The sequence below is a fragment of the Limimaricola cinnabarinus genome (assembly GCF_002723615.1).
In the GTDB taxonomy this organism is placed as follows: Bacteria; Pseudomonadota; Alphaproteobacteria; order Rhodobacterales; family Rhodobacteraceae; genus Limimaricola; species Limimaricola cinnabarinus_B.
Map to the genome: position 1 here is coordinate 78,009 of NZ_KZ304962.1, position 21,677 is coordinate 99,685.

General features: G+C 67.9%; 21 protein-coding genes. 6 read left to right on the forward strand and 15 right to left on the reverse strand.

What is annotated here, in order from left to right; all coding sequences use genetic code 11:
- Positions 1-15: 15 nt before the first annotated feature.
- On the reverse strand, positions 16-789 hold the full coding sequence (locus tag CJ301_RS12285; RefSeq protein WP_173812359.1) for a M48 family metallopeptidase: 774 nt from the start codon (positions 787-789) through the stop codon (positions 16-18).
- A 153-nt stretch (positions 790-942) separates the two neighbouring features.
- Here CJ301_RS12285 and CJ301_RS12290 point away from each other — a divergent pair, with 153 nt between their 5' ends.
- Complete coding sequence (locus CJ301_RS12290; protein ID WP_099277703.1) at positions 943-1,176, forward strand: hypothetical protein; 234 nt, start codon at positions 943-945, stop codon at positions 1,174-1,176.
- A 137-nt stretch (positions 1,177-1,313) separates the two neighbouring features.
- Here the strand turns inward: CJ301_RS12290 and CJ301_RS12295 are convergent, their stop codons facing one another.
- The 6 genes from CJ301_RS12295 to CJ301_RS12320 all read right to left on the reverse strand — a co-directional run bounded on the left by CJ301_RS12295 (position 1,314) and on the right by CJ301_RS12320 (position 8,307).
- Complete coding sequence (locus CJ301_RS12295; protein ID WP_099277704.1) at positions 1,314-1,574, reverse strand: formate dehydrogenase subunit delta; 261 nt, start codon at positions 1,572-1,574, stop codon at positions 1,314-1,316.
- Positions 1,564-2,370 (reverse strand): formate dehydrogenase accessory sulfurtransferase FdhD, encoded by an 807-nt coding sequence (gene fdhD / locus CJ301_RS12300; RefSeq protein ID WP_099277705.1) that lies wholly within the window; start codon positions 2,368-2,370, stop codon positions 1,564-1,566. The genes CJ301_RS12295 and fdhD overlap by 11 nt, the downstream gene beginning before the upstream one ends.
- Positions 2,367-5,318, reverse strand: coding sequence for a formate dehydrogenase subunit alpha (fdhF, locus tag CJ301_RS12305; protein ID WP_099277706.1), 2,952 nt, complete (start codon positions 5,316-5,318; stop codon positions 2,367-2,369). Before fdhF ends, fdhD begins: the two co-directional genes overlap by 4 nt.
- Entirely contained in the window at positions 5,315-6,847 is a 1,533-nt protein-coding gene (locus CJ301_RS12310; protein WP_099277723.1) for a formate dehydrogenase beta subunit, read from the reverse strand. The genes fdhF and CJ301_RS12310 overlap by 4 nt, the downstream gene beginning before the upstream one ends.
- 2 nt (positions 6,848-6,849) lie before the next feature.
- Positions 6,850-7,329: a formate dehydrogenase subunit gamma gene (locus tag CJ301_RS12315; protein WP_099277707.1), complete on the reverse strand. Its 480-nt coding sequence runs from the start codon at positions 7,327-7,329 to the stop codon at positions 6,850-6,852.
- A gap of 93 nt (positions 7,330-7,422) precedes the next feature.
- Entirely contained in the window at positions 7,423-8,307 is an 885-nt protein-coding gene (locus CJ301_RS12320; RefSeq protein WP_099277708.1) for a LysR family transcriptional regulator, read from the reverse strand.
- 521 nt (positions 8,308-8,828) lie between these two features.
- Between CJ301_RS12320 and CJ301_RS12325 the strand changes: the two genes are divergently transcribed.
- The 5 genes from CJ301_RS12325 to CJ301_RS12345 all read left to right on the forward strand — a co-directional run bounded on the left by CJ301_RS12325 (position 8,829) and on the right by CJ301_RS12345 (position 14,660).
- A complete protein-coding gene (locus CJ301_RS12325) occupies positions 8,829-10,472 on the forward strand; it encodes a peptide ABC transporter substrate-binding protein (protein ID WP_099277709.1) in 1,644 nt (547 codons plus the stop codon).
- Positions 10,473-10,563: 91 nt separating this feature from the next.
- The gene (oppB, locus tag CJ301_RS12330; RefSeq protein WP_099277710.1) at positions 10,564-11,487 is read left to right on the forward strand and encodes an oligopeptide ABC transporter permease OppB; all 924 of its coding nucleotides are present in this window, start codon (positions 10,564-10,566) and stop codon (positions 11,485-11,487) included.
- An 11-nt stretch (positions 11,488-11,498) separates the two neighbouring features.
- Positions 11,499-12,431 carry an ABC transporter permease subunit gene (locus CJ301_RS12335; protein ID WP_099277711.1) on the forward strand — a complete coding sequence of 311 codons (933 nt, stop codon included), beginning with the start codon at positions 11,499-11,501 and terminating at the stop codon, positions 12,429-12,431.
- 25 nt (positions 12,432-12,456) lie between these two features.
- The gene (locus CJ301_RS12340; RefSeq protein WP_099277712.1) at positions 12,457-13,431 is read left to right on the forward strand and encodes an oligopeptide/dipeptide ABC transporter ATP-binding protein; all 975 of its coding nucleotides are present in this window, start codon (positions 12,457-12,459) and stop codon (positions 13,429-13,431) included.
- Positions 13,428-14,660 carry an oligopeptide/dipeptide ABC transporter ATP-binding protein gene (locus tag CJ301_RS12345; protein ID WP_254050146.1) on the forward strand — a complete coding sequence of 411 codons (1,233 nt, stop codon included), beginning with the start codon at positions 13,428-13,430 and terminating at the stop codon, positions 14,658-14,660. The genes CJ301_RS12340 and CJ301_RS12345 overlap by 4 nt, the downstream gene beginning before the upstream one ends.
- 75 nt (positions 14,661-14,735) lie before the next feature.
- On the opposite strand, the gene CJ301_RS12350 is transcribed toward CJ301_RS12345, so the two are convergent.
- The 8 genes from CJ301_RS12350 to CJ301_RS12385 all read right to left on the reverse strand — a co-directional run.
- On the reverse strand, positions 14,736-15,116 hold the full coding sequence (locus tag CJ301_RS12350; RefSeq protein ID WP_216823290.1) for a response regulator: 381 nt from the start codon (positions 15,114-15,116) through the stop codon (positions 14,736-14,738).
- Positions 15,094-16,140, reverse strand: coding sequence for a sensor histidine kinase (locus CJ301_RS12355; protein WP_099277714.1), 1,047 nt, complete (start codon positions 16,138-16,140; stop codon positions 15,094-15,096). Before CJ301_RS12355 ends, CJ301_RS12350 begins: the two co-directional genes overlap by 23 nt.
- 135 nt (positions 16,141-16,275) lie before the next feature.
- Positions 16,276-17,655, reverse strand: coding sequence for a 30S ribosomal protein S12 methylthiotransferase RimO (gene rimO, locus CJ301_RS12360; protein ID WP_099277715.1), 1,380 nt, complete (start codon positions 17,653-17,655; stop codon positions 16,276-16,278).
- A gap of 19 nt (positions 17,656-17,674) precedes the next feature.
- Complete coding sequence (locus CJ301_RS12365) at positions 17,675-18,520, reverse strand: metal ABC transporter permease (RefSeq protein WP_099277716.1); 846 nt, start codon at positions 18,518-18,520, stop codon at positions 17,675-17,677.
- Positions 18,517-19,365 carry a metal ABC transporter permease gene (locus CJ301_RS12370; protein ID WP_099277717.1) on the reverse strand — a complete coding sequence of 283 codons (849 nt, stop codon included), beginning with the start codon at positions 19,363-19,365 and terminating at the stop codon, positions 18,517-18,519. Before CJ301_RS12370 ends, CJ301_RS12365 begins: the two co-directional genes overlap by 4 nt.
- Positions 19,362-20,249, reverse strand: coding sequence for a manganese/iron ABC transporter ATP-binding protein (locus CJ301_RS12375; RefSeq protein WP_099277718.1), 888 nt, complete (start codon positions 20,247-20,249; stop codon positions 19,362-19,364). The genes CJ301_RS12370 and CJ301_RS12375 overlap by 4 nt, the downstream gene beginning before the upstream one ends.
- Entirely contained in the window at positions 20,249-21,136 is an 888-nt protein-coding gene (locus tag CJ301_RS12380; protein ID WP_099277719.1) for a metal ABC transporter substrate-binding protein, read from the reverse strand. The genes CJ301_RS12375 and CJ301_RS12380 overlap by 1 nt, the downstream gene beginning before the upstream one ends.
- Positions 21,137-21,301: 165 nt before the next feature.
- Positions 21,302-21,677: GcrA family cell cycle regulator (locus CJ301_RS12385; protein WP_301553817.1), on the reverse strand; the 376-nt coding region annotated here is incomplete at its 5' end.

A 21,677-nucleotide genomic window follows, 5' to 3' on the forward strand; every position in this document is an offset into this window, starting at 1 on the left:
CCCCCAAAGCCCGCCTTACAGCCCCGCCACGGTCTGGCGCACGATGTCCATGCGCTGCGCGTTCGGCGGATGGGTGCCAAGCAGCCGGTCGCCGGGATCGGGAATGCGCAGGAAGAATTGCGCGCCCTTGATGGCGTCATAGCCCGCCCGCTCGGCGATGGTCGCGCCCAGAGCGTCGGCCTCCAGCTCGAAATCCTTGGAATAGCTGCGCGCGCCGAAGCCCGCGCCAAGCTGCTGGGCGGTGCGCACCACGCTCTCATTGCCGCCGCCCAGCCCGCTGGCCAGCTGGCCGAACACCGTGGCGCCGATCGCGGCGTTGCGGTTCTGCCGGTCGAGATGGCCCGCGATGTGATGCGCCGCCTCGTGGCTGAGCACGAAGGCCAGCTCGTCGGCGTTCTCCACCTCGCCCAAGAGCGCCACGGTGAAGGCCAGAAGCGGGCGGCCCTGCGCGTCGCGGGTCTGGAAGGCATTGGCGGGCTGGCCCGGGCGGTCATCGACGACGATGCGGAAATCGCAATCGAGCTGCGGCGCATTGGCGCGGCAGACCTGCTCGGCCACCGGCTCCAGCCGCTCGACCACGGCGACGAAATTGCGCGCCGCCATGCGCGCGGCGGCCGGGTTGGCCACCGGGCCGGGGCCCTTCGATATGGTGACATTGGTCGGCGCGGGCGCGCCGGGGCGGGTCACGGTGGTGGTGCGTTGCGGCCCGGTCGCCACGACGACAGGCGGCGCGCAGGCCGACAGTCCGAGACCGGCGACAAGGGCGAGGCAGGAAAGGCGGGAAATCATCGGCAAGGGGGTCCGCTGCGTCGGTATGGGTTGCCCCGATCCTAGACGCCGCTCCCCCGCGCGGCCAGCCCCGGCCAAGGCCCTGTCACGCGATCGGCATCGCCCTGCCGCACATGGCTTGCGAAGCCGCGAGCCGCCCCCTAGGCTGATCCCATGTTCACCATCGAGCACGATTTCGACGCCACCGTGGTCACCCTCGTCGACGAGGGCGGGGCCAATCTGCAGGAGGACGTCACCGTCTGCGCCTTCGAGGATTGCGTGACGGTGGAGCAATACGATCCGCGCCGCGACGCGGTGGTGCGCATCACCCTGTCGCTGCACCAGGCGCGCGAACTGGGCGCGGCGCTGCACCTGCCCGAGGGGATCTACCGCGCCAAGGAGGGGTGAGCGCCTTCGGGTTTTCCTGAATACGCAGGGCGCAGAGCGGCCGGCGGGGCAAGACCGGTGACGTGGCGCATGGGGCGGCGTTGCGCCATGCGTATTTGATGAAAGATGAAAGGGAAGGGGCGCCTCTGCGCCCCGTCTCACTCTTCTTCGGAATGGGCGGGCACGGCCTGCCCATGCGCGCGCCAGATCTCGGCGCCCTTGCGCGCCAGCGGCTTGAGATCGTCGGCCTCGCCCCTATCCATCATTTCAAAGAGCCGGTCGCGCATGCGCGGCTCCCAGAAGCTGCGCAGATGCTCGGCCACGCGCTGCGCACGGGTGCCCTCGGCCTGGCTTTCGAAGAAGGTGGCGATCTGGTTGGCCATGTAGACGAGCTTTTCGTCGGTGGTTCTAGAGGACATGGGCGCTCCCTATGCGGGCGTGATGGGTGAAGATGCGTGTGCCGTGGCGGTTATGGGTCACCAGCGCGATCCCGGCCTCGTCGGCAAGCCGCACCGCATGGGCCGTGGGCTGGGAAACCGAAAGCATGAGCGGCGCGCCGATCATCGCGGTCTTCTGCACCATCTCCAGTGACAGGCGCGAGGTCAGCACCACCGCGCCCGAGGCCGGATCGGTCCCGGCGGCGGCCATGGCGCCCGCGAGCTTGTCGAGCGCGTTGTGGCGGCCGACATCCTCGCGCGCCAGCACGATGCCATGGCCGGGGACGTAGAACCCCGCCGCATGGACGGCGCGCGTCTCGTCATGCAGTGGTTGCAGCGCGCGCAAGGCGTCGAGCGCATGGCCGATTTCGGAGGGGGCGAGCACGAGGTCGGAAGGCGGCACGGCCCGCACCTCGCGTGCCGCCTGCGCGAGGCTGTCGATGCCGCACAGCCCGCAGCCGACGGGTCCGACCTGCGCGCGGCGGCGCGCGTCGAGCGCGGCCTGCCGCGTCTCGGGCAGCCAGATCCGCGCCTCGATGCCGTTGGGCTGCACAACGATCTCGACCTCGCCGATCTCATGCGCCTCGGCAAAGCCCTCGGTGAGGGTGAAACCGCGCGCGAAATCCTCGATATCGGCGGGGGTGGTCATCATCACCGCCTGCGTCGAGCCGTTATAGACCACCGCCACCGGGGTCTCCTCGGGCAGCGACACGGGCGCGGATGCAGCGCCCGTGTCATGGGCCGCAACCCGGCGAAAGGGATGCAGCCCCTCGCTCATTCCGCCGCCGGCAGGATGCGGCGCGATTGCTCGGCCTGCGCCTCGTAATCCCGCTGCCAGTCCGACGGCCCGTTCGACGGGCTGACCTGCACCGCCGTCACCTTGTATTCCGGGCAGTTGGTGGCCCAGTCCGAGAAGTCGGTGGTGATGACGTTGGCCTGCGTCGTCGGGTGGTGGAAGGTGGTGTAGACCACGCCGGGGCTGACCCGGTCGGTGATCTCGGCCCTGAGCGACGTCTCGCCTGAGCGCGAGGCAAGACGGACATAATCGCCATCGCGCACGCCGCGCGTCTCGGCGTCATGCGGGTGGATCTCCAGCACGTCCTCCTCGTGCCAGCGGGAGTTCTCGGTCCGGCGCGTCTGCGCGCCGACATTGTATTGCGAGAGAATCCGACCCGTGGTCAGCAGCAGCGGGAAACGCGGGCCGGTCTTTTCATCCGTCGCCACGTATTCGGTGCGGATGAACCGCCCCCGACCGCGCACGAAGCCGTCGATATGCATCAGCGGCGTGCCCTCGGGCGAGGCGTCGTTGCAGGGCCACTGCACCGAGCCCTTCTCCTCCAGAAGCTCGTAGCTGACATTGGCGAAGCTCGGCGTGGTCGCCGCGATCTCGGCCATGATCTGCGCGGGGTGGGTGTAGGTCCAGCCGCCGCCCATGGCGTTCGCCAGCAATTGCGTCACCTCCCAGTCGGCATAGCCGTTCTTCGGCGCCATCACGCGGCGCACGCGGTTGATGCGCCGCTCGGCATTGGTGAAGGTGCCGTCCTTTTCGAGAAAGGTCGAGCCGGGCAGGAAGACATGCGCGTAATTCGCCGTCTCGTTGAGGAACAGGTCCTGAACGATCACGCAGTCCATCGCGGCCAAGCCCGCCGCGACATGCTTGGTGTCGGGGTCGGATTGCAGGATGTCCTCGCCCTGGCAGTAGAGGCCCTTGAAGCTGCCATCGACCGCCGCATCGAGCATGTTGGGAATGCGCAGCCCCGGCTCGTGGTCGAGCTTGACGTTCCAAAGGCTTTCGAACACCTCGCGCACCTCCGAGCCCGAAACATGCCGGTAGCCCGGCAGCTCGTGCGGGAAGGAGCCCATGTCGCAGGAGCCCTGCACGTTGTTCTGGCCGCGCAGCGGGTTCACGCCCACGCCCTTCCTGCCGATATTGCCGGTGAGCATGGCAAGGTTGGCGATGCCGATGACGGTGGTCGAGCCCTGGCTGTGCTCGGTCACGCCGAGACCGTAATAGATCGCGCCGTTGCCGCCCGTGGCGTAGAGCCGTGCGGCCTTGCGCAACTCTTCCGCCGGAACGCCGGTCAGCATCTCGACCGCCTCGGGCGCATGGCGCTCCTCGGCCACGAATTCCACGTAGTCCTGAAACTCCTCCCAGTCGCAGCGGGTGCGGATGAACTCTTCGTCGTAAAGCCCCTCGGTCACGATCACATGCGCCATGGCGGTGACCACGGCGACGTTGGTGCCCGGGCGCAGCGGCAGGTGATGCGCCGCCTCGACATGCGGGGATTTCACGAGGTCGATCCGGCGCGGATCGACGACGATCAGCTTCGCGCCCGCGCGCAGCCGCTTCTTCAGGCGGCTGGCAAAGACCGGGTGGCCGTCGGTCGGGTTGGCGCCGATGACCACGACGACATCGCTGTCCTCGACCGAATCGAAATCCTGCGTGCCGGCGGAGGTGCCGTAGGTCTGGCCCAAACCATAGCCGGTGGGCGAATGGCAGACGCGGGCGCAGGTGTCGGTGTTGTTGTTGCCAAAGACGGCGCGGGCCATCTTCTGGACCAGATAGGTTTCCTCGTTGGTGCAGCGGCTCGATGTGATCACGCCGATCGACTTCTTGCCATACTGCTCCTGGATGCCGCGCATCCGGGTCGCGGCGAAGGAGATCGCCTCCTCCCACGACACTTCGCGCCACGGCTCCTCGATCGTATCGCGGATCATCGGGTTCAGGATGCGATCCTGATGCGCGGCGTAGCCATAGGCGAAGCGGCCCTTGACGCAGGAATGGCCGCGATTGGCCTTGCCGTGCTTGTAGGGGGTCATGCGGACCAGCTCGTCGCCGCGCATCTCGGCCTTGAACGAGCAGCCGACGCCGCAATAGGCGCAGGTGGTGACGACCGCGCGATCCGGCGTGCCGATCTCGATCACCGATTTCTCCTGCAGCGTCGCGGTCGGGCAGGCCTGCACGCAGGCGCCGCAGGACACGCAGTCCGAGGTCATGAAATCGTCGAGCTTCATCCCCGCCGAGACCCGGCTGTCGAAGCCGCGCCCCTCGATGGTCAGCGCGAAGGTGCCCTGCACCTCGTCGCAGGCCCGCACGCAGCGCGAGCAGACGATGCATTTGGAGGGGTCGTAGGTGAAATAGGGGTTGGAGTCGTCCTTGGGCAGGAACTGCGGGTTGTTGATGCCCACCGGATCGCGCAGCCGCGCCTCGGCCTGAGAGCGCGCGCCGGTGCCCGAGGGGTCGTAATGGTTGTCGCCCGGCGTGTAGCGCACGTCGCGCAGGCCGACGGCACCCGCCATGTCCTGCAGCTCGCAATCGCCATTGGCGCCGCAGGTCAGGCAGTCGAGCGGGTGGTCGGAGATGTAGAGCTCCATCACGCCGCGGCGGAGCTTCTTGATCCTGGAGGTCTGGGTATGGACCACCATGCCCTCGGCCACCGGCGTGGTGCAGGAGGCGGGCGTGCCGCGCCGCCCCTCGATCTCCACCACGCAAAGCCGGCAGGAGCCGAAGGCCTCAATGTTGTCGCTGGCGCAGAGCTTCGGGACCTCGATGCCAAGCTCGGCGGAGGCGCGCATGACGCTGGTGCCCTCGGGCACCGTCACCTCGAAGCCGTCGATGCGCAGCGTGACGGTCCTGGTCGAGGTCGAGGCGGGCGTGCCCATGTCGGTGTCGTCATGCAGACCGGTGCCGCCGGGTCCGTCGAAGGGGATGAGAAAATCCTTCATTCCGCCGCCTCCTTGGCATTGGCATGGAAATCGTCGGGGAAATGCCTGAGCGCCGACATGACGGGGTAGGGGGTGAACCCGCCCAGCGCGCAGAGCGATCCATCCGTCATCGTATCACAAAGATCGGTCAGCAGCGGAATGGCCTCCACCTCGCCGCGCGCGATCCGGTCCACCGTCTCGACCCCGCGCACCGCGCCGATCCGGCAGGGCGTGCATTTGCCGCAGCTTTCGACCGCGCAGAACTCCATCGCAAAGCGCGCCATGCCGAGCATGTCGGCAGTGTCGTCGAACACCACCACGCCCGCATGGCCGATGAGCCCGCCCTCGCCGTCGAACTCCTCATAGCCGAAGGGGGTGTCGAACTTCGAGCGCGGGAAATAGGCCCCGAGCGGCCCGCCGACCTGCACCGCCTTCACCGGGCGGCCCGAGAAAGTGCCGCCGCCGATCTCGTCCACCAGCGCGCCTAGAGAGGTGCCGAAGGCGGTCTCGAACAGCCCGCCGAACTTCACGTTGCCCGCGATCTGGATCGGGATGGTGCCGCGCGAACGCCCGAGGCCGAAATCGCGGTAATGCGCGGCACCCCGCTCGAAGATCACCGGCACGGTGCCCAGAGAGATGATGTTGTTGACCACCGTGGGCTTGCCCAGAAAGCCCTCGATCGCGGGCAAAGGCGGCTTGGCGCGCACCACGCCGCGCTTGCCTTCGAGGCTGTTGAGAAGCGAGGTTTCCTCGCCGCAGACATAAGCGCCCGCGCCGACGCGGACCTCCATGTCATAGGCGAAATCCGAGCCCAGCACCGAAGGCCCCAGAAGCCCGCGCGCGCGGGCGATGCGGATCGCCTCGTTCATCACATGGATCGCCTCGGGGTATTCCGAACGCAGATAGATGTAGCCGCGCGTCGCACCGACGCAGATGCCGGCGATCGCCATGCCCTCGATCAGGCTGAAGGGATCGCCCTCCATCAGCATCCGGTCGGCGAAGGTGCCCGAATCGCCCTCGTCGGCATTGGCGACGATGTATTTCTGCGAGGCTTCGGCAAGCCGCACCGTGTCCCACTTGATCCCCGTGGGAAAGCCCGCGCCACCGCGGCCGCGCAAGCCGCTTTCCTTCATCTCGTCGATCATCGCCGCGCCGGTCATCCCGAGCGCCCGGCGCAGGCCCTTGAGCCCGCCATGCGCCTCGTAGGCGTCCAGCGACAGCGGGTCGATCACGCCGACGCGGGCGAAGGTCAGGCGGGTCTGGCGCTTGAACCACGCGATTTCCTCGGTCGGGCCGAGGGCGAGGGCATGATCGCCCCAATCGGCGTCGAACAGCGCCCGCACGTCGCCCGGCGCGACCGGGCCGAAGGCGTGGCGGATGCCGTCGCGCTCGATCTCGACCAGCGGTTCCAGCCAGAGCATCCCGCGCGAGCCGTTGCGGATGAGCTCGACCTCGACATCGCGGATTTTCGCCTCGGCCAGAACGGCCTCGGCCACCTTTTCGGCATCGGCCGCGAGGGCGGCGGCGTCGCGAGGGACGTAGATCTTCAGGCTCATGCCTCGACCTCCGCCAGCAGCGCGTCGAGCCGGGTCTTGTCCACCCGCGCCACGACGCGCCCGTCGAGCATCATCGCCGGGCCGGTGGCGCAAAGCCCGAGGCAATAGACCGGCTCCAGCGTCACGCCGCCATCCTTGCTGGTGCCGTGCCAATCGACGCCGAGCCGCGCCTTGGCGGCGGCCTCGATGCCCTGTCCGCCGCGCGCCTGGCAGGCCTCGGCGCGGCAGATCTTGAGCATGTGACGCCCCGCCGGTGCCTCGCGGAAATCATGGTAGAAGCTGACCACGCCATGCACCTCGGCGCGGCTGATGTTCAGCCCCTTTGCGATGATCGGCAGCGCCTCCGGCGGGACGTAGCCCCATTCGGCCTGCACCGCGTGCAGGATCGGCAGCAAGGGCCCTTCGAGATCCGCATGATCGGCAAGGATCGCATCCAAACGGCCCTCTAGATCAGCGGGGGCTGGCGGTATCGGCATCGGCTGGCTCCTCATCGGCTCTCGGGCGCAGACAACGCGAGAACTGCATTGCAAATCAATATCGCAATTCCGTGCCGCGATAGAGAAATCCTATCAATCCCGGTCGAAGCGCCGGGCTTCCGCCAAAAGCGCGGCCAGTAGCGGCGTATGCGGCTCGCGCCATGGCGCGATCAGCCCGATCTCATGCGCGGCGTCGGGTGCGGTGATCGGGCGCGCCACCAGCGGCAGCCCTTCGAGAAAGATCGCCGCCGCGCGCTCGGGCAGGATGGTGACCCAGCCCGAACTCAGCACGTGGCTGATCAGCACGATGGTCGAATTGGTCTCGACCTTGGGCGCCACCTCGACACCCGCGGCCGCCAGATGCCCGGCGATGATCCGGCGATTTTGCATGTCGGGCGTCAGCAGGCACAGATCGGCCCCCGAAAGATCGGCCCAGCGCAGCCGCGCCTTTCCGGCCAGCGCCGCATCGGCGCGCAGCACCGCGACGTAGCGCTCGGAATAGAGCGGCACGGTGACGACGCGGCCCAGCGGCTCGTTGTCGAGATAGCCGATCCCGGCATCCACCTCGTGATCCTCCAGCGCCGAGAGCAGCTGCGTGGTCGTGGCCGAGCGCAGCGAAAAGCGCATTTTGGGATGGGCCTCGGCAAAGCGGGTGGTGAGCTGCGTCACCGCGCCGAGCGCGGTGGGGATCACCGCAAGCCGCAGCACCCCGGTCAGCCCCTCGCGCCCCGCGCGCAGCTCCTCCTTCATGGCGCGCATGTCGCCGGTGATCCGCCGGGCCCAGTCGCGCACCCGCTCGCCCTCGGGCGTCAGCCCCTGGAACCGCGAGCCGCGCCGCACCAGCATGACGCCGAGCTGATCCTCGAGCTGCCGGATCGCCGCCGAAAGCGTCGGCTGCGTCACCCCGACCGCCTCGGCCGCGCGGCCGAAATGCCGCGCCTTGGCCAGCGCGAGGAACATCTCCAGCCGGTCGATCATCGGCTCTGCCCCGACCGCAACCCCGGCCGCACCCCCGGCCGGACCGCGGCGAAGCGAGAACCGGCCCGCCGGAACGGACCTGCCGGCCCCGCGGCCCGGGCACGACTGCGCCGCGCCGGGGGGGTGAAGCCCCTCGCGGGGCGGTGCGTATGGTCGGGCATCCTCGGTCTCCTCGGGCCGAGATCTAGCCTTTCGGGGCCGAACTGGCGAGGGGAGGGCAGGGGCGGCGGGGAATTGCCGATCACGATTTCGCATGTTGCGCGGGCCGCGCGGTGCCTGTTGGTGTCGTTTGAGGGCGCTGTTCGGGCATCTTTGCTGCGCGCGGCGGGGCCGTTTTGCCACATGCTTGCGAAATCGGTGTGACCTTGCGGAAGGGGCGCGGCGGGCTGTCGCGTGGTCATGCACGGATTAGTCTTGCAAATAACGGCCGCTCGCAAAAGGATCGGGCCACAACCACGCCCGCAAAGGGCGGACGTCCATCGGCGGCGGCCCGCGCCGCCCACTGACACAGGGATGACCTCATGACCTTGAAGACCCATCTTCTTGCCGGCACCGCGGCGCTGTTTGCGCTGAGCGGCGCGGCCCAGGCCGAAAGCCACGCGATGACGGAGCACCCCGAGACCGGGGAAAAGCTCGCCGCGGACCAGAGCTTTTCCTACCGCGTGCTCGACGAGTTTCCCTCGATCGACCCCAACCTGATCGAGGATGTCGAGGGCAGCCATATCGGCCGCCAGCTGTTCGAAGGCCTGATGAACCAGGACGAGAAGGGCGACGTGATGCCGGGCGTGGCCACGGGCTTCGAGGTGTCCGAAGACGGTCTGACCTACACCTTCACCCTGCGCGACGACGCCAAGTGGTCGAACGGCGAGCCGGTCACCGCCAATGACTTCGTCTATTCCTGGCGCCGCGCCGCCGACCCGGCGACCGCCTCCGAGTACCAGTGGTACATGGGGCTGATGAAGCTCGCCAACATCGAGGAGGTGATCGCCGGCGACAAGTCGCCCGAGGAGCTGGGCGTCGAGGCGGTCGATGACCACACGCTCAAGGTCACCCTGTCGCAGGCGCTGCCCTATTTCCCGCAGATGGTGACCCACACCACCACCTTCCCGGTGCCGCAGGCGGTGATCGAGGAGCATGGCGACGCCTGGACCCAGCCCGGCAACATGGTGTCGAACGGCGCCTACGTGCTCGAGGACCGCGTCCCGCAGGAATACATCACCCTGACCAAGAACCCCGAATACTGGGACGCCGAGAACGTCATCATCGAGGAAGTCACCGCGCTCGTCATCAACGACGAGAACCAGGCGCTGACCCGCTACCTCGCCGGTGAGTTCGACCAGACCGACGTGCCCGCGGGCCAGTTCCCGCGTCTCTCGGAGGAATATCCCGACCAGGCCGTCTCGGTGCCGGATCTGTGCTCCTACTACTACAACCTCAACGTCTCCGACTCGGGCCCCGAGGCGCTGCAGGACGTGAAGGTGCGCGAGGCGCTCTATCTCGCGATCGACCGCGACGTGATCACCGACAACGTGCTCGGCGGCGGTCAGAAGCCGGCCTACACGCTGACCCACTGGGCCACGGCGGGCTTCGAGGTACCGGCGATCGAGGTGGCTCAGATGAGCCAGCAGGAGCGCAACGAGCGCGCCAAGGAGCTGATGAGCGAGGCCGGCTACGGCACCGATGGCGAGCCGCTGTCGCTCGAGATCCTTTACAACACCTCCGAGTCCCACAAGCAGGTCGCCACCGCGATCAGCCAGATGTGGAAGCAGACGCTCGGCGTCGACACCACCATGGCCAACATGGAGTGGCAGACCTTCCTGACCGAGCGTCACGAGAAGAACTACGAGGTGGCGCGCGCCGGCTGGTGCGCCGACTACAACGAGGCGTCTTCCTTCCTCGACATCATGCAGACCGAGTCCTCCTACAACGACTCGGGCTTTTCGAGCGAGGAATACGACCAGCTGATGGCCGACGCGGCGACCTCCGAGGACCCGCTGCCGCTCTATACCGAGGCGGAGACGATCATCACGCAGGAATTCCCGATCCTGCCGATCTACCACTATGCCGAGGTGTTCATGATGGACGAGACCATCAAGGGCTATCCCTATGAGAACGCCCAGAACAACTGGTACGCCAAGGAGCTCTACCGCGTCGCCGGCGAGTAACCCCTGATCGCAAGACAGCCGCGCCCCCTGGCCTCAGGCGCCGGGGGGCGCGGTCCATTTCCGCAAGCGCGGAAACGAGGTATCATCCCCCATGCTCAATTACGTTCTCAGACGCGTCGCCATCGCGATCCCGACGATTCTCCTGCTCGTCGTGATCTCCTTCGTGCTGATGTATGCCGCCCCCGGCGGCCCCTTCAATTCCGAGCGCCCGCTGCCCGCGCAGGTGATGGCCAACATCGAGGCGCGCTACGGGCTCGATCAGCCCTACTGGAAGCAGATGGCGACCTATATCTGGAACGTCGTCGTGCATTTCGACTTCGGCCCCTCGTTCCAGTACCGTGACCGCACGGTGAACGACGTGATCGCCCAGGGCTTTCCGGTGACGCTCACCTACGGGTTCTGGAGCTTCATCGTCGCCCTCGTGGTCGGCGTGGCGCTCGGCGCCGCCGCCGCGATCCGGCACAATTCCTGGCTCGACTACCTCGCCGTCGGCATCTCGATCGGCGCGCAGGTGCTGCCCAACTTCGTGATGGCGCCGATCCTCGTCCTGATCTTCACGCTGTGGCTGGGCTGGCTGCCGGGCGGCGGCTGGCAGGGCGGGCAGATCGAATACATCATCCTGCCGGTGATCGCGCTCTCGACCTCCTACATGGCCTCGATCGCCCGGATCACCCGCTCCTCGATGCTCGAAGTGCTAAATGCGGGCTTCATCCGCACGGCCCGCGCCAAGGGCCTGCCGACCCGCCGGATCATCTGGACCCACGCGATGAAGCCCACCATGCTGCCGGTGCTGTCCTATCTCGGGCCCGCCTTCGTCGGCATGATCACCGGCTCGGTCATCATCGACGTGTTCTTCTCGACCGGCGGCATCGGCCAGTTCTTCGTCAACTCCGCCTTCAATCGCGACTACTCGGTCATCATGGGGATCACCATCCTCGTCGGTGTGCTGACCGTCACGTTCAACCTCGTGGTCGACCTGCTCTACGCCTGGATCGATCCGAAGATCCGCTACTGAGGAGGGGTCCCATGTCGCTCAATCCCGATCCCGGCACCGCCGACCGCCTGCTCGACGCGCAGGCCGCCGCCGACGTCAAGGGCCGCTCGCTGTGGAAGGACGCGCGCCAGCGCTTCATGCGCAACCGCGCGGCGCTCGCCGGCCTCGTGGCGCTGGTGCTGATCTGCATCTTCGCCTTCTTCGGCGGCTTCATCGCCCAATACGAGCCCGACTATGTCGATTTCTCGCTGATCGGCGCCAACGCCTCGCAGGGCGTGCCCTCGATCGAGACGGGGCATTACTTCGGCACCGACAGCTCGGGCCGCGATCTTTACGCGCGCACCGTGCAGGGCACGCGGATCTCGCTTCTGGTCGGCATCGTCGGCGCGGGCGTGGCGGTGATCGTCGGCACGCTCTATGGCGCGATCGCGGGCTACAAGGGCGGGCGCACGGATGGCGCGATGATGCGCACCGTCGATATCCTGATGTCCGTGCCCTACATGTTCGTGCTGATCCTGATGCTGGTGATCTTCGGCCGCTCGATCCTGATGCTGTTCATCGGCATCGGCCTGATCTCATGGCTCGACATGTCGCGCATCGCGCGCGGCCAGACGCTGACCATCAAGGGCAAGGAATTCGTCGAGGCCGCCCATGCCACCGGCGTGCGCCCCATGACGATCATCCTGCGCCACATCGTGCCGAACCTGCTGGGCCTCGTCATCGTCTATGCCACGCTTCTCGTGCCGCAGATGATCATCACCGAGAGCTTCATCAGCTTCCTCGGCCTCGGCATCCAGGAGCCCAACACCTCGCTCGGCGCGCTGATCTCGAATGGCGCGAGCAACATGCAGTACGGGGTGATCTGGCAGCTGGCCTTCCCGCTCTTCTTCTTCGTCGTCACGCTCTTCGCCTTCTTCTTCGTCGGCGACGGGCTGCGTGACGCACTCGATCCGAAGGATCGGTAATGCCTACAATTCCCAAGGATCGCTGATGGCACTCCTCGATATCGAAGACCTGCGCGTCACCTTCACCACCGGGGACGGCGAAGTGAACGCCGTCAACGGGGTCAGCTTCTCGGTGGAGGAGGGCGAGACCCTCGCCATCGTCGGCGAGAGCGGCTCGGGCAAGAGCCAGACCGCCTTTGCCGCGATGGGCCTCCTGGCGCGCAATGGCCGCGCCACGGGCCAGATCCGCTATGACGGGCGCAACCTGCTGGACCTCAAGCAAAAGGAGCTGAACCGGGTCCGCTCCGAGGAGATCGGCATGATCTTCCAGGACCCGATGACCTCGCTCAACCCCTATATGCGGATCTCGGACCAGATGGCCGAGGTGCTGACCCTGCACAAGGGCATGACCAAGCGCGACGCGGTGGCCGAGGCCGTCAAGATGCTCGACGCGGTCAAGATCCCCGACGCGAAGAACCGCATCACCATGTTCCCGCACGAGTTCTCGGGCGGGATGCGGCAGCGGATCATGATCGCCATGGCGCTGCTGTGCCAGCCGCGCCTGCTGATCGCCGACGAGCCGACCACCGCGCTCGACGTCACCGTGCAGGCGCAGATCATGGAGCTGATGGCCGAGATCCGGCAGGAATTCGGCACCGCGATCATCCTGATCACCCATGATCTCGGCATCGTCGCCGACACCTGCGAGCGCACGCTCGTCATGTATGGCGGCCAGATCATGGAGACCGGCCCGACCGACCAGCTGTTCGAGCGCCCGACCCATCCCTACACGCTGGGGCTTTTGCGCGCCGTGCCGCGCATCGACCGCGACGACGAGACGCTCTCGACCATCGCGGGCGAGCCGCCGGACATGTCGCGGCTGCCCAAGGGCTGCCCCTTCACGCCGCGCTGCGCCTGGGCGCACGGGCCGTGCCCGACGGTGCGCCCCGAGCTTCTGCCCGCCGAGGGCTACCCGATGCTGCGCCGCGCCTGCCATGCCCCCGTTGAGGAGGTGAAGTGATGACCGATCCCACCGATCCCAAGGACGACAAGTTCACCGACGCCACCGGCCGCGACGAGGCGGGCGATCCGATCCCCGCCGCACCGCCGGCCACGGGCACCCCGGTGGCCACCCCGCCATCGCCCGAACCCGCGGGCGTGGCGCACAAGGACGCGCCCGTGGCCGAGGAGGCCGGCAATGGCGGCCGCCCGGACCGCACCGGCCACCTGCCGCAGCCGATCCTGCGGGTCGAGGATCTGCGCGTCGCTTTCGACATCCGCCCGCGCGGCGCCTGGCCCTGGACGCCCTCGAACAAGCTGCACGCCGTGGGCGGCATCAGCTTCGACCTCGCGCCGGGCGAATCCCTGGGCGTGGTGGGCGAGAGCGGCTCGGGCAAGTCGACGCTGGCGCGCGCCATCGTCGGCACCATCCCCTCGACCGGCGGGCGGATCGAGTTCGAGGGCCAGGACCTCGCCTCGATGACCGAGCGCCAGCGCCGCGTCCACCGCAAGGACGTGCAGATGGTGTTCCAGGACCCTCTGGCCGCGCTCAACCCGCGCATGACGGTGGGCGACATCATCGCCGAGCCGCTGGTCACGCATGAGCCCTCGACCCCGCGCAAGGAGGTCCGCCGCCGGGTGGCCGAGCTGATGGAGCGGGTCGGGCTTCTGCCCAACCTCGTCAACCGCTACCCGCACGAGTTCTCGGGCGGCCAGTGCCAGCGCATCGGCATCGCCCGCGCGCTGATCCTCAAGCCCAAGCTGCTGATCTGCGACGAGCCGGTCTCGGCGCTCGACGTGTCGGTGCAGGCGCAGGTGGTGAATCTCCTCAAGGAGCTTCAGCGCGACATGGGGCTGGCGATGATCTTCATCGCGCATGACCTCTCGGTCGTGAAGCACGTCTCCGACCGGATCGTGGTGATGTATCTGGGCCGGGTGATGGAGGTGGCGAAATCCAAGGCGCTCGTCACCAACCCCGAGCATCCCTACACCCAGGCGCTCATCGCCTCGGTGCCGATCCCCGACCCGGTGCTGGAGCGCCAGCGCCAGCGCCCGGTGCTGGGCGGCGAGCTGCCTTCGCCGATGGCGCCGCCCTCGGGCTGCGTGTTCCGCACCCGCTGCCCCAAGGCGCATGCCGATTGCGCCCAAGGCCTGCCGCCGATGGTCGATCTGGGCGATGGGCACCGCGTGGCCTGCCCCTATCACGAAGAGCCCAGCGTGCTCGACGCGGCGCGGCAGATGGCCGGCTGACGGCCTGCGCGACCGTCCGGGCCGGGCGGTCGCGTTTTCGAAAGAAGCGGTAAGAGAGCGTGGCCGCAACCGGGGTCAGGCGCCCAGCGCGGCCTCTGCGGCCATGAGCAGCTGGTCGGGGTCGTAGGGCTTTTGCACGCAGCGATGGGTGGCATAGCCGCCCGACAGCCCCGCCGCCGCATAGCCGGTGGCGAAGATGAAGGGGATCTTGCGGCGCGCCAGCTGCTCGGCCACGGGGTAGCTCGTCTCGTTGCCCAAGTTCACGTCGAGGATCGCGACGTCGAACTCGATCTCCGCCAGCACGCGCAGCGCCTCGCTCAGCCGCATCGCCACGGTGACCCGGCAGCCCGCCTCGCTGAGCACGTCCTCGCCGAGCATCGCCAGAAGGCTCTCATCCTCGACCAGGAGCACCCGCGCGCCATCGAGCCCGCCGCTACCCATGGCCGATATCCGCATGGGGCTCCAGCGCCACCGGGTCGGGCAGTTGCGGCAGCAGCATCTCGATCCGGCAGCTCAGCCCCTCGGGCCGGAACTCGACCTGCGCGGTGCCGTCGAACTCCATCGCCACCTGCCGCTCGATCAGCCGCAGCCCGAAGCCGCGCCGGGACGGCTCGGCCACGAGCGGCCCGCCGCTCTCGGTCCAGCTCAGGACCAGACGGGTCCGCTCGTCCTCGGTGGGGCTGGCCGTCCAGCCGAGCCGGACCTCGCCGCTCTCGCGGCTCAGCGCGCCGTATTTCAGCGCGTTGGCACCGAGTTCGTGCAGCGCCATCGACAGGCTCACCGCCGCCTTGGGGTGGATGTCGAGATCCTCGCCCTCGACCCGGACGCGGCCGGGCGCGACCGTGTCCACCGCCGCATCGGCGATGACGCGCAGCGAAGCGCGCGCCCATGCGGTTTCGGTCAGCACGTTATGCGCGCGCGACAGGGTGGTGAGCCGCCCCGAGAACCGCTCGAAGGTCTCGGCATCCGTGCCCTTGAAGGTCTGCCAGGCGATGGACTGGACCGTCGCCAGCGTGTTCTTCACCCGATGATTGAGCTCGTTGACCAGAAGCCGCTGCCGTTCCTGCGCGCGCTTTTCGTCGGAGATGTCGCGCACCTCGATGATGGTGCCGATGGTCTGGCTGTCCTCGTCGCGGATCGGGCTGGCGGTGAAGCCCACCGGGTAGAAATGCCCGTCGCGATGCACGAAGACCTCTTCGCCCTGGGTCTGGTTGTATTCGGGAAAGGCGCGGTCGATCGCGCAGTCATGCAGCGGAAAGGGCGTGCCGTCGGGATGGGTGTGATGGATGATGTCGTGCAGCGGCTTGTCGAGCGCCCTGACCTCGTCGAGGCTCCAGCCGGTCAGGATCTCGGCGGCATGGTTCATGTAGACGCAGTGCTGCCTGTCATCCATCAGAAAGATGGACACGCTGGCATTGTCGAGCACGGCCTGAAGCCGCCTTTGGGTGTCATCGAGCGGGCGCGCCTGCGATGTCGTCATGTATGCGAATCCCCGTGATCTACATCGCTGCCGTGCGACCATGCCTTCCGAGCCTCGGTGTCGTCAGCGGCCATTTCATGACCATTTAACGCACACCGCTGCAGGGCAATGCCGACCGCACGTCACGATTGCATTTCAGCTTCCGACCATCCGCCCCCAGAGGTCGTATTCCCCCGCCTCGTCCACCTCGACGGTGAGCATGTCGCCGGGTTTGAGAATCTCGTGGCCGTCATCGATGAAGAGATTGCCGTCGATCTCGGGCGCGTCGGCCATGGTGCGGCAGGTCGCGGCCTCGGCATCGACCTCGTCGACGATCACCTGAAGATGCTGGCCGACCTTGGCCTGAAGCCTGGCCTCCGAGATCGCCTGCGCCTTGGCCATGAAGCGCTCCCAGCGTTCCTGCTTGACCTCCTCGGGCACGTGATCCGGCAGGTCGTTGGAGCGCGCGCCGGCGACGTTCTCGTATTTGAAGCAGCCGACCCGGTCGAGCTGCGCCTCGTCGAGCCAGTCGAGCATGTAGTCGAACTCGGCCTCGGTCTCGCCCGGATAACCCACGATGAAGGTCGAGCGCAGCGTGATGTCGGGCGCCATCGACCGCCACGCCGCGATCTCGTCGAGCGTCCTGGCGGAGGCCGCGGGCCGGGCCATGCGCTTGAGCACATCCGGGTGGCCGTGCTGGAACGGGATGTCGAGATAGGGCAGCAGGCCCGAGTTCGGATCGGCCATCAGCGGGATCAGATCGCGCACATGCGGGTAGGGATAGACGTAGTGCAGCCGCACCCACGCGCCCAAGGAGCCGAGATCGCGCGCCAGATCGGTGATGTGGGCGCGGTGGCCGCGCTCCTCGGCGTGGCGGATGTCGAGCCCGTAGGCCGAAGTGTCCTGGCTGATCACCAGAAGCTCGCGCACCCCCGCCTCGACGAGCTTCTCCGCCTCGCGCATCACGGCGTGCGCCGGGCGCGACTGCAGCCGCCCGCGCATGTCGGGGATGATGCAGAACTTGCACTTGTGATTGCAGCCCTCGGAGATCTTCAGATAGCTGAAGTGCCGCGGCGTGAGCGAGATGCCGCGCGCTGGCAGCAGGTCGACGAAGGGATCGGGGCTGGGCGGCACCGCGCCATGCACCGCGTCGAGCACCTGCTCGTATTGATGCGGGCCGGTGACGGCGAGCACCTTCGGGTGCGCGCCGGTGATGTAGTCGGGCTCCGCCCCGAGGCAGCCGGTGACGATCACCTTGCCGTTCTCGTTCAGCGCCTCGCCGATGGCGTCGAGGCTCTCGGCCTTGGCGCTGTCGAGAAAGCCGCAGGTGTTGACGATCACCGCGTCGGCGCCCGCGTAGTCGGGCGAAATCGCGTAGCCCTCGGCCCGCAGCCGGGTCAGGATCCGCTCGCTGTCCACCAGCGCCTTGGGGCAGCCCAAGGAGACCATGCCGATGGTCGGCTGGCCGGGACGGGCGGCGTCGGTGAAGCGCGCCTTGGGGGCGAGGTCGGGACGGAGATCGGGAGGATTCTGCATTCGCGCGATCTAATCGCTCTCAGCCCGTCTGGGAAGCCCTCCCGTTCTCGGCCCGACGGATCGTGAACGACTTCCACATGAAGGCCGCGATGAAGATCAGCGTGAGGCCGAGGATGATCGTCGGCGCGGGCGCGCTGTCGAGCCAGAAGCTCGCATAGACCCCGCCCCAGCCCGCCGCGAGCGTCACCGCCACCGCGACGGCGAGCATCGCGCCGAAGCGGCGGGTGACGAGAAAGGCGATGGCGCCGGGCGCGATCAGAAGGCCGATGGCGAGGATCAGGCCGACCGCCGAGAGCGTCGAGACGATGGTCAGCGACAGCACCGCCAGCAGCCCGTAATGGAACAGCCCCACCGGCAGGCCGAGCGCCCGGGCATGGGCGGCGTCGAAGGCGTGCAGCATCAGGTCGCGCCAGCGGGCGAGCAGCGCGAGGCTGACCAGCCCGCCGACGACCCCGGCGGTCCAGAGATCGGCCGCGCCGACGCCGAGCATGTTGCCGAAGAGGATATGGTCGAGATGCACCTCGCTCTCGATCCAGGTGTAGAGCACCAGCCCCATGCCGAACATGCCCGAGAAGACGACGCCCATCACCGTGTCCTGCTTGATCCGGCTGTGATCGGTCAGGAAACCGGTGAGCAGCGCGCAGGACATGCCCGCGGCAAAGGCGCCGATCAGCAGGGGGATGCCCGTGATATAGGCCAGCACGATGCCGGGCAGCACCGCGTGGCTTACCGCGTCGCCCATCAGCGCCCAGCCCTTGAGCACCAGAAAGCACGACAAGAGCGCGCAGGGCACCGCGATCAGCCCGGCGATCACGAAGGCGTCGCGCATGAAATCGAGCTGGAAGGGAAGAAGAAGCTCGCTCATAGCGCCGCCCTCGCGCGGGCCTTTGCCGCGAGCCAGCCATGCTTCGGCGCGAAGACGAAGGCCGCGAGGAAGATCAGCGTCTGCAGGCTGATGATCACCCCGCCCGTCGCCCCGTCGAGAAAGAAGGAGAGATAGGCGCCGACGAAGCTGGTGACCGAGCCCAGCGCCACGGCGATGACGATGAGCCGCGGGAAACGGTCGGTCAGCAGGTAGGCGGTGGCGCCGGGCGTCACCACCATCGCGATGACGAGAAACGCGCCGACCGTCTGCAACGCCGCGACGCAGGCCGCCGACAGCAGCACGAAGAAGACGAAGCGCAGCAGGCCGGGGCGCAGGCCGACGGAGCGGGCATGGCTTTCGTCGAAGAAGGCGACCATGAGATCCTTCCACTTCAGGAGCAGCACGATCATGCAGACCGCGCCGATGATGGCGAGCTGCAACGTGTCCTCGGGCGTGATGGCGAGGATGTTGCCGAGGATGATGGTCTGCACGTCCACCGGCGTGGGCGAGACCGAGACCATGAACAGCCCCAGCCCGAAGAAGCCGGTGAAGATCAGGCCGATCACCGTGTCTTCCTTGAGCCCCGTGCGCTGGTTGAGAAACAGCATCGCGCCCGCGGCCAGCCCGCCCGAGAGGAACGCGCCCAGCGCGAAGGGCAGGCCCAGCATGTAGGCCCCCGCGACGCCCGGCACGATGGAATGCGACAGCGCGTCGCCGATCAGCGACCAGCCCTTGAGCATGAGATAGGCCGAGAGGAACGCGCAGACCGCGCCGACGAGGGCCGAGACCCACATGGCGTTGAGCATGTAGCCATAGGTGAAGGGCAGGGTGAGCGTCTCGATCATCGCCCGCCGCCCCCCGAGCGCTGCTGCTCGTCGTAGAAGACCAGCGGGCGCTCGTCATCCGACAGGATCCGCAGCTTGCGCGCATCCTCGTCCTCGTGCAGATCCGCGCCGCCCAGAACGAAGTGCCGCAGCACGCCGCCGAAGGCCTGTTCGAGATTGTCGCGGGTGAAGACATCGCGCGTCGGGCCATGCGCCAGCACCGTGCCCTTCACCAGCACGGTGCGGTCGCAGAATTCGGGCACCGAGCCCAGATTGTGGGTCGAGACCAGCATGACCCGGCCCTCCTCGCGCAGCTCGCGCAGGAGCCGGATGATCGCCTCCTCGGTCTTCACGTCGACCCCGGTGAAGGGCTCGTCCAAGAGGATCACCCGCCCGTCCTGCGCCAGCGCGCGGGCGAGGAAGACGCGCTTGCGCTGCCCGCCCGACAGCTCGCCGATCTGGCGGTGGCGGAACTCGGTCATGTTGACCCGCGCCAGCGCCGACGAGACGGCCTCGCGGTCGGCGTCGCGCGGGCGGCGCAGGAAGCCCATGCGCCCGTAGCGGCCCATCATCACCACGTCCTCGACCAGCACCGGGAAGGACCAGTCGACCTCCTCGGCCTGCGGGACGTAGGCCACGAGGCCGGAGCGCAGCGCCTGCTTCACCGGCTGGCCGAGGATCGAGATCGCGCCGCGGGCCAGAGGCAGGAAGCCCATGATCGCCTTGAACAGCGTCGACTTGCCCGCGCCGTTGACCCCGACCAGCGCCGAGATCGTGCCCTCGGGCAGCGAAAAGCTCGCCTCGCGCAGCGCGGTGACGCCGTTGCGGTAGGAGACGGTGACGTCCGTCACCGCAAGGCCCGCGCCCTCCCGCGCGGCCTGTTCGGGATGGGCGCGGGCATCCATCATGCGCCCCCGTTCAGCCCGGTGGCGATGGTCTCGGTGGTGACCCGCAGGAGGTCGAGGTAGCTCGGCACCGGGCCGTCCGGCTCGGAGAGCGAATCGACGTAGAGCTCGCCGCCATAGGCCGCGCCGGTTTCACGTGCGACCTGCTTCGCGGGGTCGGTGTTGACCGTGCTCTCGCAGAACACCGCCGGGATGTCATGCTCGCGCACCCCGTCGATCACCCGGCGCACCTGTTGCGGCGTGCCGGTCGCGTCGGCGTTCATCGGCCACAGGAACAGCTCGTTCAGACCCAGATCGCGGGCGAGGTAGCTGAACGCCCCCTCGCAGGAGACGAGCCAGCGCTTCTCCTCGGGCACCCGCTCGATCTCGGCGCGGAGCGGCTCGATCATCGCGGCGATCTCGGCCTTGTAGCTTTCGGCATTGGCGGCATAGGCCTCCGCGTTATCGGGGTCCGCCTCGCTGAGCGCCTCGCGGATGTTGTCGACGTAGATCGCGGCGTTGTCGGGGCTCATCCAGGCATGCGGGTTGGGCTTGCCATCGTAATCCCCGCCCGAGATAGAGATCGGCTCGATGCCTTCCGAGATCACGGCCGCCGGGCGGTCGCCCGCATTGTCGAGGAACTGCTCGAACCACAATTCGAGGTTCAGCCCGTTCCACAGCACGAGATCGGCGTCGCGGACGCGCAGGATGTCGCGCGGGGTGGGCTGGTAATTGTGGATCTCGGCGCCGGGCTTGGTGATCGACACCACCTCGGCGGCGTCGCCCGCGACGTTGCGCGCCATGTCGGCGATCACGGTGAAGCTGGTCGCCACCTTGAGCCGGTCCTGCGCCGCGGCGGGCACGGCCAGGGCTGACAGGGCGAGGGCGAGAAGGGGCAGGCGGCGCATGGGGCTCTCCGGTGACTAAAGGCTTTGAACTGAGAAGATGCGAACCATTCGCAGGAAGTCAACTGGATTGCGAATAATTCGCAAGTTTGCGCGCCCCATGGCCGATGCGAAACGCAAAAGGCCGCCCCCGGGGGAGCGGCCTTTCAAGAAACATGCAGGGCGCGATCAGCGGCGGCGGTCGCGGCGCGAGGACATCGGCTGGAAGGCGACGCCGACATGGGCCTCGCAATAGGGCTTGCCCGATTGGGTCGGCAGGCCGCAGAACCAGAACTGGTCGGTGGCGGGGTCGCCCACCGGCCATTTGCAGGTCTTTTCGGTCAGCTCCATCAGCGTCAGCTTCTTGGCGCCCTTCTCCACCTCGGAGACCTTGGCGAGCGCCTCGGGGCTGATCTCGTTGGCCGAGGGCTGCGGCGGCAGCGGCTGGCCGGCGGGGATGATCGCGCGGCGCGCGGCGCTCATCGGGATCGGCGCGTCCTCCTCCTCGGCGGGCTTGGCCGCCTCGGGCTCGGCCGGGGCGGCGGGCTCGGGGCGCGCGGCAGCG

What these genes read in the sequence shown, in the direction of transcription:
- CJ301_RS12340 (WP_099277712.1), top strand. Translation starts at nt 12,457, where the DNA reads ATGGCACTCCTCGATATCGAAGACCTGCGCGTCACCTTCACCACCGGG.
- CJ301_RS12365 (WP_099277716.1), bottom strand. Translation starts at nt 18,520, where the DNA reads ATGAGCGAGCTTCTTCTTCCCTTCCAGCTCGATTTCATGCGCGACGCC.
- CJ301_RS12370 (WP_099277717.1), bottom strand. Translation starts at nt 19,365, where the DNA reads ATGATCGAGACGCTCACCCTGCCCTTCACCTATGGCTACATGCTCAAC.
- CJ301_RS12285 (WP_173812359.1), bottom strand. Translation starts at nt 789, where the DNA reads ATGATTTCCCGCCTTTCCTGCCTCGCCCTTGTCGCCGGTCTCGGACTG.
- oppB (WP_099277710.1), top strand. Translation starts at nt 10,564, where the DNA reads ATGCTCAATTACGTTCTCAGACGCGTCGCCATCGCGATCCCGACGATT.
- CJ301_RS12335 (WP_099277711.1), top strand. Translation starts at nt 11,499, where the DNA reads ATGTCGCTCAATCCCGATCCCGGCACCGCCGACCGCCTGCTCGACGCG.
- CJ301_RS12350 (WP_216823290.1), bottom strand. Translation starts at nt 15,116, where the DNA reads ATGCGGATATCGGCCATGGGTAGCGGCGGGCTCGATGGCGCGCGGGTG.
- CJ301_RS12290 (WP_099277703.1), top strand. Translation starts at nt 943, where the DNA reads ATGTTCACCATCGAGCACGATTTCGACGCCACCGTGGTCACCCTCGTC.
- fdhD (WP_099277705.1), bottom strand. Translation starts at nt 2,370, where the DNA reads ATGAGCGAGGGGCTGCATCCCTTTCGCCGGGTTGCGGCCCATGACACG.
- CJ301_RS12320 (WP_099277708.1), bottom strand. Translation starts at nt 8,307, where the DNA reads ATGATCGACCGGCTGGAGATGTTCCTCGCGCTGGCCAAGGCGCGGCAT.
- CJ301_RS12380 (WP_099277719.1), bottom strand. Translation starts at nt 21,136, where the DNA reads ATGCGCCGCCTGCCCCTTCTCGCCCTCGCCCTGTCAGCCCTGGCCGTG.
- CJ301_RS12375 (WP_099277718.1), bottom strand. Translation starts at nt 20,249, where the DNA reads ATGGATGCCCGCGCCCATCCCGAACAGGCCGCGCGGGAGGGCGCGGGC.
- fdhF (WP_099277706.1), bottom strand. Translation starts at nt 5,318, where the DNA reads ATGAAGGATTTTCTCATCCCCTTCGACGGACCCGGCGGCACCGGTCTG.
- CJ301_RS12295 (WP_099277704.1), bottom strand. Translation starts at nt 1,574, where the DNA reads ATGTCCTCTAGAACCACCGACGAAAAGCTCGTCTACATGGCCAACCAG.
- CJ301_RS12315 (WP_099277707.1), bottom strand. Translation starts at nt 7,329, where the DNA reads ATGCCGATACCGCCAGCCCCCGCTGATCTAGAGGGCCGTTTGGATGCG.
- rimO (WP_099277715.1), bottom strand. Translation starts at nt 17,655, where the DNA reads ATGCAGAATCCTCCCGATCTCCGTCCCGACCTCGCCCCCAAGGCGCGC.
- CJ301_RS12355 (WP_099277714.1), bottom strand. Translation starts at nt 16,140, where the DNA reads ATGACGACATCGCAGGCGCGCCCGCTCGATGACACCCAAAGGCGGCTT.
- CJ301_RS12325 (WP_099277709.1), top strand. Translation starts at nt 8,829, where the DNA reads ATGACCTTGAAGACCCATCTTCTTGCCGGCACCGCGGCGCTGTTTGCG.